The organism is Agrobacterium sp. GD03872 (assembly GCF_029840625.1).
GTDB classification, from domain to species: Bacteria; Pseudomonadota; Alphaproteobacteria; order Rhizobiales; family Rhizobiaceae; genus Agrobacterium; species Agrobacterium fabrum_A.
The window spans coordinates 33,805-47,591 of the sequence record NZ_JAOCCY010000004.1 but is presented as its reverse complement, the minus strand read 5'-3'; the positions used below and the strand labels follow the sequence as shown (position 1 = coordinate 47,591).

Annotated in this window: 13 protein-coding genes; 7 read left to right on the top strand and 6 right to left on the bottom strand. The window is 60.2% G+C overall.

All coding sequences use genetic code 11. From position 1 onward, the window contains the following. Nucleotides 1–27 precede the first annotated feature (27 nt). The 5 genes from N5D22_RS11235 to hemN form a co-directional block, all read right to left on the bottom strand. The gene (locus N5D22_RS11235; RefSeq protein ID WP_279655081.1) at nt 28–1,311 is read right to left on the bottom strand and encodes a beta-ketoacyl-ACP synthase; all 1,284 of its coding nucleotides are present in this window, start codon (nt 1,309–1,311) and stop codon (nt 28–30) included. A gap of 11 nt (nt 1,312–1,322) precedes the next feature. Beyond that, entirely contained in the window at nt 1,323–2,519 is a 1,197-nt protein-coding gene (locus N5D22_RS11230) for a beta-ketoacyl-ACP synthase (protein WP_279655080.1), read from the bottom strand. 207 nt (nt 2,520–2,726) lie between these two features. Next, on the bottom strand, nt 2,727–3,206 hold the full coding sequence (locus N5D22_RS11225) for a beta-hydroxyacyl-ACP dehydratase (protein WP_279655079.1): 480 nt from the start codon (nt 3,204–3,206) through the stop codon (nt 2,727–2,729). An 88-nt stretch (nt 3,207–3,294) separates the two neighbouring features. After that, a complete protein-coding gene (locus N5D22_RS11220) occupies nt 3,295–3,579 on the bottom strand; it encodes an acyl carrier protein (RefSeq protein WP_105373468.1) in 285 nt (94 codons plus the stop codon). 114 nt (nt 3,580–3,693) lie between these two features. Then, nucleotides 3,694–5,043 carry an oxygen-independent coproporphyrinogen III oxidase gene (gene hemN / locus N5D22_RS11215; protein ID WP_279655078.1) on the bottom strand — a complete coding sequence of 450 codons (1,350 nt, stop codon included), beginning with the start codon at nt 5,041–5,043 and terminating at the stop codon, nt 3,694–3,696. Nucleotides 5,044–5,255: 212 nt separating this feature from the next. Here hemN and fnrN point away from each other — a divergent pair, with 212 nt between their 5' ends. After that, nucleotides 5,256–5,981 carry a transcriptional regulator FnrN gene (gene fnrN / locus N5D22_RS11210; protein ID WP_279655077.1) on the top strand — a complete coding sequence of 242 codons (726 nt, stop codon included), beginning with the start codon at nt 5,256–5,258 and terminating at the stop codon, nt 5,979–5,981. Between the two features lie 548 nt (nt 5,982–6,529). On the opposite strand, the gene N5D22_RS11205 is transcribed toward fnrN, so the two are convergent. Next, nucleotides 6,530–6,910, bottom strand: coding sequence for a hypothetical protein (locus N5D22_RS11205; protein WP_279655076.1), 381 nt, complete (start codon nt 6,908–6,910; stop codon nt 6,530–6,532). A gap of 193 nt (nt 6,911–7,103) precedes the next feature. Here N5D22_RS11205 and phaC point away from each other — a divergent pair, with 193 nt between their 5' ends. The 6 genes from phaC to N5D22_RS11175 all read left to right on the top strand — a co-directional run bounded on the left by phaC (nt 7,104) and on the right by N5D22_RS11175 (nt 13,735). Further along, on the top strand, nt 7,104–8,963 hold the full coding sequence (gene phaC / locus N5D22_RS11200) for a class I poly(R)-hydroxyalkanoic acid synthase (protein ID WP_279655075.1): 1,860 nt from the start codon (nt 7,104–7,106) through the stop codon (nt 8,961–8,963). A 32-nt stretch (nt 8,964–8,995) separates the two neighbouring features. Beyond that, complete coding sequence (sfsA, locus tag N5D22_RS11195; protein ID WP_279655074.1) at nt 8,996–9,715, top strand: DNA/RNA nuclease SfsA; 720 nt, start codon at nt 8,996–8,998, stop codon at nt 9,713–9,715. 31 nt (nt 9,716–9,746) lie between these two features. Next, nucleotides 9,747–10,586 carry a type I methionyl aminopeptidase gene (gene map, locus N5D22_RS11190; protein ID WP_078053031.1) on the top strand — a complete coding sequence of 280 codons (840 nt, stop codon included), beginning with the start codon at nt 9,747–9,749 and terminating at the stop codon, nt 10,584–10,586. 14 nt (nt 10,587–10,600) lie between these two features. Then, on the top strand, nt 10,601–11,434 hold the full coding sequence (gene radC / locus N5D22_RS11185; protein WP_065654999.1) for a DNA repair protein RadC: 834 nt from the start codon (nt 10,601–10,603) through the stop codon (nt 11,432–11,434). Between the two features lie 137 nt (nt 11,435–11,571). Beyond that, nucleotides 11,572–11,994 carry a TadE/TadG family type IV pilus assembly protein gene (locus N5D22_RS11180; RefSeq protein ID WP_078053032.1) on the top strand — a complete coding sequence of 141 codons (423 nt, stop codon included), beginning with the start codon at nt 11,572–11,574 and terminating at the stop codon, nt 11,992–11,994. A 1-nt stretch (nt 11,995) separates the two neighbouring features. Next, nucleotides 11,996–13,735, top strand: a complete 1,740-nt coding sequence (locus tag N5D22_RS11175; protein ID WP_279655073.1) for a TadG family pilus assembly protein — start codon at nt 11,996–11,998, stop codon at nt 13,733–13,735. Nucleotides 13,736–13,787 lie beyond the last annotated feature (52 nt).

Genomic DNA, 13,787 nt, shown 5'->3' with positions numbered 1-13,787 from the left:
AAACGCTTCTGTTTGTGGCGGAACCGGTTAAGCCGGTTCCCGCGTCATGACAAGGCTTGCATTCTGTCCGCCAAATCCGAAGGAGTTGGACAGAACCGCACTCACCTCAGCATCCCGCTTCACATTCGGCACCACATCGAGCGAAATGGTCGGATCGGGATTGTTGTAGTTGATCGTCGGCGGCAGGGTGCCGGTCAGCATCGTCTGCAGCGAGAACACGGCTTCTACCGCGCCAGCCGCCGTCAGCGTATGGCCGATCATCGACTTGTTGGAAGACAGCGGAATATTCTTCAGGCCTTCGCCGAAGACGGCGAGCATGGAGCCATATTCCATCTTGTCGTTCTCAGGCGTCGAGGTGCCGTGGGCGTTGATATAACCGATATCGCTTTCTGCCACGCCCGCATCGGCCAGCGCCGCGCGGATCGTCGCAATCGCCGGGCCGCCATCGGGCGAAGACCGGGTGCGGTGGAAGCTGTCAGCCTTTTCACCCGCGCCCTTGATGATGCCGAGGACCTTCGCACCGCGTGCAACCGCAGCTTCGAGCGATTCCAGCACCAGTGTCGCAGCACCTTCGGCGATCACGAAACCGTCGCGGTCCTTGCTGAACGGCTTGGAGGCCTTTTCCGGCGGATCGTTCTGGGTCGAAAGCGCGGAGAGAAGCGAGAAGCGGATCAGCGCCTCGGCGCTGACCGAACCGTCGGTCGCAACCGTCAGCGCCCGCTCAGTGCGCCCCTGGCGGATGGCCTCGACGCCGAGCTGGATCGCGGTCGCGCCGGATGCACAGGCGGTCGACAGCGTGACCGGCAGGCCACGGGTACCGAAACGGTCGGACAGACGCTCGGAAATCGCACCGAACAGGGCGGCTTCCTGGAATGCCGGATCGGGACGCTGGCGGAAGGCCGTCAGGAAGCGCTCATAGGCGTCACCCGGCTGGGCGGCCGGCGGAGACCGGTCGGCAAGCTCGAAACGGGCGCTCCATTCCGGCTCGATCGGCGGTGCTGCAAGAAACAACGGGCCGTCGAAATCACCTGATATACCGGCCTGCGCCAGCGCCTCGATGGTGGTTTCGCGCGCGAAGGCATAGGAACGCTCGACGGAATTCGGGACCGGGATATCGATGAAATCCACCGTGCCGCTGATGCGGGTCGAAAGCCCCTCGGTCGGGAAACGGGTGATCTTGTGGATACCCGACTTGCCCGATGTCAGCGCCGCCCAGTTATCGGCGAGCCCCTGCCCGAGGGAGGTGATGATGCCCATGCCTGTTACGGCGACGATGGGACGACCGAGATGATCCCTGAAATTGGAAGTCATGGTCTTTCTCCTCACACGTCACGGGACAGAACGGCGACACCTTCGCCGCGCACATGGCCGACGGTGGTGACGACGGCCTCGCTGGCCGCCTCGCCCATGGGCTTTTCCTCAGCCGCATCGAAGGTAGGCACCTTCGCGCCGCTTTCAAGCGTCAGCGCAGCAAGCGCCAGTCCGAGCGGGAACTGTGCTTCCAGCCCATGACCGGTGACGCCGCCAAAACCGCGAATGACGGCATTCGGCAGGGCCTTTTCGAGAATGTCCTTCTCGCGGGCCGTCACGCCGTCATAACCGCTCGCGCCGGAAAATACGACGGTCGCCGCACTGTCCTTGGCGGGAGAAAGCAGGCGCTCCATGCGCTTTTCCATCTTGCCTTCGTCGCGGCTGCCGCGGTCGCCCTCGATGGCGTCGATGCGGGCATAAATGCGCGCGCCGCGCTCGCTGGCGTGCTTGCGCGACTCCAGCACCAGGAAGGCTCCGAGCGAACCGGAAACCATGCCGCCGCCGTTCTGGTTCTCACGCGACCACAGCGGCTGCCAGCCGCCCTGCGCATGCGCGCCGATGGCCTCGAACAGCAGGATCATGTCGGGACGTTCCGCCGAGAAGGCGCCGCCCACCAGCGCATGACTCGATTCGCCGGAGCGGATGCGGTGGAACGCGGTTTCGACGGCGGAAATGCCGGCCGCTTCCTCGCCCATGAAGGTGCGGGAAGAACCGGTGACCTTGTGCACGATGGAGATATTGCCGGCCATCAGGTTGGAAAGCTGGGCGAGAAACAGCGTCGGGCGCAGTTCCGTCGTCAGCTTCTCGTTGAGCAGCTTTTCGCGGTCATTGCGCTTCAGCGCCTCGTCGACGATCAGCGTATCGACATTGATGTCGCGCTCACCGCCGCCGGCGGCGACGATCATGTCCATGGTGGCGCAGGCTTCGGCATCTTCCTTCAGCCCGGCATCGTCGAGCGCCAGACCGGCGGCAAAAACGCCGAGGCGCTGCCAGTTTTCCATCTGGCGCTGATCGCCGCGCTTGGCGATCTGGGCGGACCAGTCGATCTCCGGCATGGGATGGACCGGATAGGGTTTGAATTTTTCGGTTTCGACAATCGTCGCCGGCGCGGCGGTTCCGGAAAGAAGCGCCACATGCGCCTGGCTGCCAACGCCGTGACAGGTCACGATGCCGACCCCTGTTATCACCACATCATTGTCAGATTTCATCGTCTGTCATCCTTTGCAGCCGGCCCCGCCGAAACGGTCACGGCTATCCACAGCGGTTGCGAACAACCACTTCATGCGTTGCGGAATAAAGCGCGCGATGCGGATTGGCAATGGTGAAGGCCCGATCCGCCGTCGCGAGCCCACGATTTTCGTGCATCGAAACCGGGCCGGCGGGAAAAATGCCCTCCCCGAAACGGGTGGAAACGCTTATTTCTGCGCATCCGCGGCAATCGCCGCCATCAGGCCGACCTCTTCCGCCCGCTTCTTGACGATGGGCCCAAGCGGAATTTCGCTGAACGGCATGGTGCGCAATTTCAGCTGCGCGTCGCAGACCTTCTTGCCGGCAGAGGTGATCTTCGCCTTGGTAACGGCAAAACCGGAACCGTCATGCTCCAGCACCGCCTCGATGTCGAGAACAGCGCCCGGCTCCACGAAGGTGCGCATCTTGGCGCCGTCGACCGACATCAGGAACGGCATGGACGCAAAATCGGAAAACGCCAGAACCAGCATGCCGGAAGCCTGCGCCATGGTCTCGATCAAAAGCACGCCCGGAACCAGCGGCATGCCGGGAAAGTGGCCTTCGAATACCGGGCTTCTGTCGGGAACGACGGACTGCGCCTTCAACGTGCGCGTCGCCATGTCCACGGCTTCGACCTTGTCGATCATCTGAAAATATTCAAGCAGCATTCGTCCGGCCCGTCTCTGGTCGGTTAGTCATGGTTTGCCCGCAGGCGGCATCAAAAGAAAATGCCCGCTGCAAGCGGGCATTTTCACATCAGGCCTTGGCTGCGCGCAATTCGTCGATCTTGGCACAGAGGTTCTTCAGCACGAAATATTCTTCGGTGGAAACCTTGCCTTCGTTGACTTCCTGCGTCCACTGCTCGAGCGGAATCTTGATGCCGAATTCCTTGTCGATGGCGAAAACGATATCGAGAAAGTCGAGGCTGTCGATGCCCAGATCGTCGATCGTGTGGCTCTCCGGCGTAATGGTTTCGCGGTCGATTTCGCTGGTTTCGGCGATAATGTCGGCAACCTTGTCGAATGTAGCTGTCACGCCCATAATCCTTATTGTCGTTCGTATGAATTATCCTGTCTGACGCACCACATAGGCAAGTCGCGCAAAAAAGCCAATGGTTTCGTGACGTAACTTTGAAATTTGCCCCAAAACTGTTGCCTAAACAGCAACCGAATGGCGGCCGCGTCCATTGCCGAGATAGGTGTCGAAGATTGCCGCGATGTTACGCACGAAGGGCTTTCCCGCTTCCGTCACCGCAAAAATATCGGCGTCCAGCCGCACCACGCCATCCCTGTCGCCTGCGGCGAACTGCTGCGCCTCGTCCCTCACGGAATGGCTCGCCTTGCCGAAACGGCGCTGCAACTGCGAAAGGTCAAGCGTGAAATCGCACATCAGCCTTTCGATGACATGCGAGCGCAGATGGTCCTCCTCCGACAATTCTATGCCCTTGACGGCGGCAAGACCGCTCTCGCCCGCCATGCGCTGATATTCCCCCGTCGCCACCATGTTCTGCACATAACCCTGCGGCAGCCTGCCGATGGAGGATGCGCCAAGCCCGATCAGCGCATCGGCAGTGTCGGTCGTGTAGCCCTGAAAATTCCGCCGCAGCGCCCCCGCTTCGGCGGATTGGCATAATGTATCCGAAGGCTTGGCGAAATGATCGATCCCTATCGCCTTGTAGCCCGCCTGTTTCAGCATCTCCGCCGCCAGCGTCATCTGGCGGTAGCGCTCGGCAATATCCGGCAGGGCGTGCTCCGGGATCAGCGACTGGTGTTTTTTCATCCACGGGACATGCGCATAACCAAAAAGCGCGATGCGGTCGGGGTCGAGCGACACGATCTGGTTCACCGTCTTTTCCAATGTCCCGCAGGTCTGGAACGGCAGCCCATAAAGAATGTCGCAATTGACCGAGTGAACGCCCCTCGCCCGCACCGCATCCACCACGGATTTCGTCTGTTCGAAGGACTGGATACGGTTGATGGTTTTTTGCACTTTGTCATCGAAGTCCTGAACCCCGAGGCTCGCCCGCGACATGCCGATGGCGGCAAGCGCATCGTAGCGGCTGTCGTCCAGATCGTTGGGGTCCATCTCGACGCTGATTTCAGACGCGAGCCCGAAAGTGAAATGAGACCGAAGACAGTCCATCAGGCCTCGCAGGTCCTCCGGTTTCAGCATGGTGGGCGAACCGCCGCCGAAATGCACCGCACCCACCACCGCATCGGGTGAAACAAGCGCGCCAACCGCCTCGATCTCCCGTTTAAGTGCTTCCAGATAAACGGCAATCGGCTCGTATTTCAGCGTGTGCTTGGTGTGGCAGGCGCAAAACCAGCAAAGCCGGTCGCAATAGGGAATATGCAAATAAAGCGACAGGCGATTCCTGTGACCAAGCGCGCCGAGCCAGCCGCGATAGGTGTTATTATCGATTCCCTCATGGAAATGCGGCGCGGTCGGATAGCTTGTATAACGCGGCACTGCACCCGAATATTTGTGAAGAAGTTCGGTCCTCATCGCCCGATTTGCCTTTTATCAAGAAAATGTCGATTTCCTCTCTTTCAGTAACGGCTGCGACAGTTTGCAACTTTGACTTCAATCAAATCGCGCCTTAAGTTCTTGCTAAAGTAGACGCGGGGGCGACGGCTACACGGCGCAAGCCTCAGAGAGACCGGATTTTACACCCACGGTCGCGATCGTTCCGAAAAAGCCAGCATTGGAAAAGGCTTATGGACACGTTGCAGAAGACCATCCACAATTCGGAAGAACCCGTCATATGCCGCTCCTGCGAGGCGCGTCACGGCGGTCTTTGCAGCACGTTGACGCCACAGCAGCTTTGCGACCTCAGCCGCCATTCCAGCCGTAAAAAACTGGAGGCAGGCAATGAGCTGCTTGGCCAGGGAGAACTCGTCACCTCCTACGGCAATATACTGAACGGTGTTGTGAAGCTGTCGAAAATGATGTCGGATGGCCGCCAGCAGATCGTCGGCCTGCAATTCGCCCCGGATTTTCTCGGCCGCCCGTTCCTTGCCGAAAGCAAGATGACGGCGGAAGCCGCGACCGATGTGGAAATCTGTCTCTTCCCGCGCCGCGTCGTCGACCGCATGGTCTCCGAAGTGCCCGATATGGAACGCAAGCTGTACAGCCAGTCGCTGAAGGAACTGGACGAGGCGCGTGACTGGATGCTGACGCTGGGGCGCAAATCGGCGCAGGAAAAGGTTGCCAGCTTCCTTTATATGATCGCCACCCATATCGATCCGGAAAACGACGACAAATCCTGCTTCGACCTGCCGCTCTCGCGCGCCGATATCGCCGATTTCCTCGGCCTGACCATCGAAACAGTTAGCCGGCAAATGACAAAGCTGCGCAAGGAAGGCATTATCCGCATCGAGAACAACCGCCACATCATGGTGCCTGATCTCGACGTGCTCAGCGAAGCCGCCGGTAACGACTAAGCGAGCTTTCCCTCATCTCATCGTCCCTGAAGCGCGGATGTTCCAAAATTGATGTATGGCGCCCGCGCCTGAGCGGGTGCGAGCGCAAAACCGGCAAGAACCAGCAAAGCGGCGATGCATTTCATGATATTTCACCCCGTGCCCCGCTTTTTCAGCGGCCTGTTTGTTATGGCCGCATCATAAGCGGAAAACCGCATCCATCCGCTTAACATCTTGGGTAAGCGGAAGGTTCAGAGGCAGGGTAAAGAAGGGGTTATGATCGCCGGGCCGACAGGGCCTTCAGCCGTGATTGCCGCTACAGCAAGTTCGGCATCCCCGATTGTTTCTTCTCCCCGCCGGGGAGAAGGTGGCCCGAAGGGTCGGATGAGGGGGTAAGCGCGGAGATATGCGGAGAGCTTGCCCCCTCATCCCGCTGCCGCGGACTTCTCCCCGGCGGGGAGAAGAAACAGGGCGCACCCGCTCGCTCCATGGGGAATTCCCCTGCATGTTTCGTCAATCAAAGATACTCGAGCCAGTCGCTGAGACCGCGCAAACTGCGCGGCATCATCTCACTGCGAGGCGGCAGGTGTCGCCACCGGTTTCTGGTTTTCGGCAAGCGCTCGCAGCTCGGCCACGCGGCGCTTGTATTCGGCTTCCGATATCTGGCCGTTGCGCCGTGCCGCACCCAGCCGCGACAGGCTCGATTCCATGGTGGAGGCCTCATCCTCGCCCATCTGGGTACCTGCGGCCGTCAGCGGCTGCGAGAAGGTCGGATAGGTGCCCGTGTCGCGCTTCTGGCTCACGGCAGTGTCGCTGACCGGGCGCGGGCCGACGATTTCGGCCGTCGGGCGGCGCATATGGGCGGGCGCGACGATCGGCTCGGGAGCCTTGCAGGCAGCGAGCGCGGTGACGAACAAGGTGCCGGAGAGCGAAAGAACAGCTATCCTCATGGCGCTTTCCGCATATGTTCCCCATGTGCCGCCTATGCCCATGTGCTTGCCCATCGTCATGTTCCGCCTGTAAGGATATCTGCCGATATCGAATTCGACCACGGTTCGGCCGTTTGCGGCCTCCCCTTGCTGGTGGAACTTGTATTCGTTTTCATGCAGAATGTGCAAATACAAATTTGGTGGAGAATGGTGCATGGCAGGTGTTGACGGCGGGCCTCAGAAAAAGGGTGGCAAAACGCCCGGCTTCGACGCCAGCTCCGCCGAGGCCTACCTGATCCGCGACCCGGAAACCTTCGCGATCAACATCGCCCGTGCGCTCGAAAATCTCGGCAAGGCCGCCTCCGAGTGGCTGGCGCCGCGTGAACGCGGCGACATCCCTCAGACCAGCGCCGATCCGGTGACGGATCTCATCAAGACGCTCTCCGATGTCGCCGAATACTGGATGGCCGAACCGAAGCGCTCGCTTGAGGCGCAGACCCATCTGCTTTCCAGCTATTACGATCTCTGGGCGAAATCGGTGGCGCAGTTTTCCGGCGATACCGATTCGGCCCCGGAAAAACCAGCCGAAAGCGGCCCGGCGGAACGCAGGAGCAGGCGTTTTGCCGATGCCGACTGGCAGGCCAATCCCTTTTTCGACTTCCTCCTCAAGGCCTACCAGACCACCGTCGGTTTCGCCGACCGGATGGTGACGGAGGCGGATGGGCTGGACGAACATACCCGCACCAAGGCGCTGTTTTACATGCGCCAGGTGACGGAGGCCCTTTCGCCGGCCAATTTCGTCTTCACCAATCCGCAGGTCTTCCGCGAAACGGTCGCCTCCAGCGGCGCCAATCTCGTCAAGGGCATGGCGCAGCTGGCGGAAGATGTCGCGGCCGGTAACGGCCACCTGAAACTGCGCCAGACCGACTACAGCAAATTCGTCATCGGCCAGAATATCGCCGTCACGCCAGGCAAGGTGGTGGCGAAGAGCCCGCTCTGCGAAATCATCCACTATGCGCCGACGACGCAGAAGGCCTTCAAACGGCCTTTGCTGATCGTGCCGCCATGGATCAACAAATTCTACATTCTCGATCTCAACCCGCAGAAATCCTTCGTCGGCTGGTGTCTGGAACAGGGACACAGCGTGTTCATGGTCTCCTGGATCAATCCGGATGTCCGTCTGGCCGAGAAGGGCTGGGACGATTATATCAGCGAAGGCATCGATTTTGCGCTCGACACCATCGAGGAGCGGACCGGCGAAAGGGAAATCAACGCCATCGGTTATTGCGTCGGCGGCACGCTTTTATCCTCGGCGCTGGCGCTGCATGCACAGCAAGGCAATGAACGCATCCGCAGCGCCACGCTGCTGGCCGCCCAGACCGATTTCATCCATGCGGGCGATCTCAAGGTCTTCATCGATGAAGGCCAGCTTGCCGCGCTGGACAAGCACATGCAGGCGGTCGGTTATCTCGATGGTTCGATCATGGCGACCGTCTTCAACATGCTGCGCGCCTCCGATCTCATCTGGCCCTATGTGGTCGACAATTACCTGCGCGGCGCCGAGCCCCTGCCCTTCGACCTGCTCTACTGGAATTCCGATTCGACCCGGGTGACGGCCGCCAGCCACTCGTTTTATCTGCGCAATTGTTACCTCGAGAACAATCTCGCCCGGGGGCTAATGCGGGTCGCCGGCAAGCGGATCAATCTCGGCGATATCAAAATCCCGGTCTATGACCTCGCCACCCGCGACGACCATATCGCGCCGGCGAAATCGGTCTTCACGGGTGCTGCGCTGTTCGGCGGGCCGGTGGAATTCGTGCTCGGCGCTTCCGGCCACATAGCCGGCGTCATCAATCCGCCGCAGCTTGAAAAATACCAATACTGGACAGGCCCGTCACCGGCTGGAGACTTCGACGGCTGGCAAGCGGCCGCCACCCCGCATAAGGGCTCCTGGTGGGTGCACTGGCAGAACTGGATCGAAAGCCAGGATGGCGAGAAGGTAAAGGCGCGAAAACCGGAGGACGGCAAGCGCCCCGTGCTCGGCGATGCGCCGGGAGCCTACGTCCTCTCCTGACCAGTTCCATCACCTAACATCTTTCAGGCCACATGTTCTTCACGCCCCCGCTTACTCCCGCCACGCTGATTTCCCGCTACAAGCGCTTCCTGTTCGACGCCGTTCTGGAAGACGGCACGGCAATCACCGGCTCCTGCCCCAATACCGGCTCCATGCGCGGGCTGACGACGCCGGGCTCCCGCATCTGGCTGTCCGAACATGACAGCCCGACCCGCAAATACCTCCACATGCTGGAAATGGTCGAGGCCGATGGCACCACGGTGGGCATCAATACCGGCATGCCGAACCGGCTGGCGGAAGAAGCGATCCTGAACGGCCGAATCCCCGAACTTGCCGGCTATTCGACAATCCGGCGCGAACAGAAATATGGCCGCAATTCCCGCATCGATTTCCTGCTATCGCAACCCGGCCGGCCGGATGCCTATGTGGAAGTGAAGAACGTGCATTTCATGCGCGAAAAAGGCCTCGCCGAATTCCCCGATACCGCCACCAAACGCGGCGCGAAACATCTGGAGGAACTGGGTGACGCAGCGGAAGCAGGTTACCGTTCGGTGATGCTTTATCTCATCCAGCGCGACGATTGCGAGCGCATGCGCATCTGCGACGATCTCGATCCCGTCTATGCGCTGGCGTTTCAACGGGCGATGGCGCGCGGCGTCGAGGCCTATGCGGTGAAATGCACGGTCTCCCCGGCACAAATTTCGGTCAGCGGAACGGTTAAGATGGACGAATGGCGTCCGGCTGTTTTATGAACAGGGACGTAAAGAGACAGAAAGCACCAAGATGGTCACCTATATCGACGCAGCCTCCGCCCCCCTCAAGAATACCGGCGTTATCCGCCTCTATACCGCTGAGGACTTCGACGGGATGCGCAAGGCGTGCCAGCTGACGGCGCGTTGCCTCGATGAACTCGCCGCAATCGTCAAGCCGGGCGTGACGACCGACGCCATTGATCGTTTCGTCTTCGAATTCGGCGCCGACCACGGCGCGCTGCCGGCAACGCTGAATTATCGCGGCTATACCAAATCCGTCTGCACCTCGATCAACCACGTCGTCTGCCACGGCATTCCGGATGAAAAGCCGCTGCGCGAAGGCGATATCGTCAATATCGACGTGACCTATGTGCTTGACGGATGGCATGGCGATTCGAGCCGCATGTATCCGGTCGGCCAGATCAAGCGCGCCGCCGAGCGGCTGATGGAAGTGACCTATGAATGCCTGCTGCGCGGCATCGCGGCGGTGAAGCCCGGCGTGCGCACCGGCGCAATCGGCGCGGCAATCCAGGCCTATGCGGAAGCCGAGCGCTGCTCCGTGGTGCGCGATTTCTGTGGCCATGGCGTCGGACGCCTGTTCCACGACACGCCGAACATCCTGCATTACGGCCGCCCGGACGAAGGGCCGGAAATCCGCGAAGGCATGATCTTCACCATCGAGCCGATGATCAATCTCGGCAAACCGCATGTGAAGGTGCTTTCCGACGGCTGGACGGCGGTAACGCGCGACCGGTCGCTCTCCGCCCAATATGAACATGCCGTCGGCGTCACGGCCACGGGCTGCGAAATCTTCACACTGTCGCCCGGTGGCTTCGACCGTCCGGGCCTGCCGCCGCTTCCCCCCGCATAAGGCCAGACCCGCCTATGGCAAAACGCCCCGCCCCGCCTTCCGCCGATCTTTCCAAAACTCCCGGCTTTCAGGCGGGCGAAGGCGATCTGTTCAACGGAGCGGATGAGCGCGGCTTTTTCGCCGAATCGCGAAGCGGCGCGAAAAGGCCGGCAGCCATGGTCGAACAGGAAACGGATGCCGCCCATTATCACGGACATCGCGACCGGCTGCGGGCGCGTTATCGCGATGGCGGCGACGCGGCGCTCGCCGATTACGAATTGCTGGAGCTTCTTCTCTTCCGGCTGATCCCGAGGCGCGATACCAAACCCATCGCCAAGGCCCTGATCGCCCGTTTCGGAACGCTTGGCGGCGTGCTCGGCGCGCCCTTGCCGTTGTTGCAGGAGGTGAAGGGTGTGGGCGAAACCGTGGCGCTCGATCTGAAGCTCGTCGCCTCCGTTTCCCAGCGCATGCTGAAAAGCGAAATCCGCAACAAGCAGGTGCTCGGCTCCTGGTCCTCTGTCATCGATTATTGCCACGCCGCCATGGCCCATGAAACGCGCGAACAGTTCCGCGTCCTGTTCCTCGACAAGCGCAACGTCCTGATCGCCGATGAGGTGCAGGGTCAGGGAACAGTGGATCATACACCGGTCTACCCGCGCGAAGTGGTGCGCCGCGCCCTTGAACTTTCATCTACTGCCTTGATTTTAATACATAATCATCCAAGTGGAGACCCCACCCCTTCGCGCGCGGATATCGAGATGACCAAGACCATCATCGATACGGCAAAGCCGCTCGGCATCACCGTCCACGACCACATCATCATCGGCAAGGACGGCCACGCCAGTTTCAAAGGCCTTCGGCTGATTTGAAGTAAACGCGAAAGTTTAAGAAGAGCTGCAACCCATGGGAGCGGCATCAACACAAAATTAACACCTATAAATTAGCATTTCCGAAAATAATAAATCAAGGCATCGAACCTTGATGCCTGAAGGAACGGGGGTGCTTTATGTTTAATGGAGTGCGTTTCTTTCGCGATAGATCTGGCTCGTCTGCTGTCGAGTTCGCCATCGTCGCACCGATATTCTTTCTCGTCCTGCTCACCATGATCGCCTACGGCATTTATCTGATGGCGGCCTATTCGGTGCAGCAGATCGCCGCCGACGCGGCGCGCACAGCGGTTGCCGGCCTCAATACGACCGAGCGCCAGCAGCTTGCCCGGGATTTCGTCACCAAAAGCGACCTCAGCTACGCCTTCATGGACAAGAGCCGCTTCACCGTCAATGTCGCGACGGATCCCGCCAATGCCAACCAGTTCACGGTGAAGGTCGAATACGACGCCCGCGATCTGCCGATCTGGAGCCTCTACAGCTACACCCTGCCCGAGCCGGTCATCCGGCGTTTTTCCACCATCCGGATCGGAGGAGCATGACATGCGAGATTTTCATTCCCTGCTTCCCCGCTTCCTCAAGGACAAAACGGGCAACATCGCCATTTCGGCGGGGCTCACCGCACCGCTCTTCATCGGCATATTGGCGCTCGGCGTCGACTACGGTTATCTGACATTGCAAAAACGGCAATTGCAGCAGACCGCCGATCTCGCAGCCATATCGGCAGCAGCCAACGCCACGGACGCCGAAAAGGCGGTTCAGCAATATTTCGCCCTCAATGGCATGGATCTCGGTGTCAGGACGGCGCAGGGACTTTTGACCGAAAAGGGCCTGCAACCCTTCGACCCGCTGAATGAATTCGCCAACAGCAAGGGTTATGCCGAGGTCATCAAGGGTCATTACGAGCCGGATGCGACAGTCCCGGTCGGCCAGCGTTTCGTCGATAACGCCCTGCCCACGAATGCGATAAAGGTGAACATCGTCGAACAGGGCCAGATATTCTTCGCTTCCGCCTTCACCAAGCCGCCAAAGGTCTCGGCGGTCGGAACGGCCTCGTCCCAAAGGATCGCGGCATTTTCGGTGGGATCGCGCCTCGCCAGCCTCGATGAGGGAATTCTCAACAGCCTGCTCGGCGGTCTGCTCGGCACCACGGTTTCATTGAAACTCATGGATTATCAGGCGCTTCTCGCCGCCGATGTCAATGCACTGAAGATCGTCGAGGCGCTGGCCATCGATCTCAACCTCACCGCCGGCACCTATAAGGATGTGTTGAAGACGGAAATCAGCTACGGCAAATTCCTCGACGTGCTGACAAAAACCACGGGACTGCAGCCGGCGGTCGTCAACATTTTGAATACGCTGCAAAAAACCGTCAACAAGAGCAACGTCAAGATCAAGCTCGAGGAAATCCTCAATCTCGGCCCGTTCTCCGACAAGCTGATCGGCACGGGCGAAAACCTCAAGGTCACCGCCGGCGTCTTCGATCTCATCAATGCCGCCGCCGTGGCGGGCAACGGCGGAAACCAGCTGGGGCTTAATATCAACGCCAATCTTCTCGGTCTCGCCTCGGTCAAGGCAACACTCGCCATTGGTGAACCGCCGGTCGAAACGCCGTCGCTCGCCGTCGGCGGTCAGGGCACCGTGGTGCGCACCGCACAGACCCGTCTTGCGGTCAGCGTCGTGGTGGACGGGCTACAGGCCATTGCCGGCCTCAAGGTCAATCTCCCGCTTTATGTGGAAGTCGCCCATGCCGAAGCGCGGCTTGCCGATATTCGCTGCACGGGCGGCGGACAGGGCACCGTCGATGTCGAGGTCGTTCCCGGCGTCGTCGAAATCGCCCTTGGCAATGTCGATACCACGGCCTTCGCCAATTTCGGCAAGGACCCGCGCGTCACCAAGGCCGCAATCGTGGATTCGGCGCTGCTCGCCATCAATGGCAGCGCGCTTATCAACGCCACCAACATGACGAAGACCAAGCTGACCTTCACGCAGTCCGATATTACCCAGGCGAAGATCAAGAGTGTCTCCACCAAGGACACCGTCACCACGCTTGTCAGTTCACTGCTGAAGAACCTCAACCTGGATATCAGGCTGCTCTTCCTCAATCTGGATCTCGGAGGTCTGGCGGGCATTCAGTCGGCGCTTGCCAACACGCTCGCCGCGGTCACGGCGCCGGTCGATCAGCTGCTCTACAATGTGCTTCTGGTCCTCGGCGTCAAGATCGGCGAAGCCGATGTGCGGGTCACGGATGTTCGCTGCCAGCAGCCGGCGCTGGTGCAATAATTCAGCACCGCGCATGAAAAAGCCGCCGGATGGTCTCCCGGCGGCTTTTTTT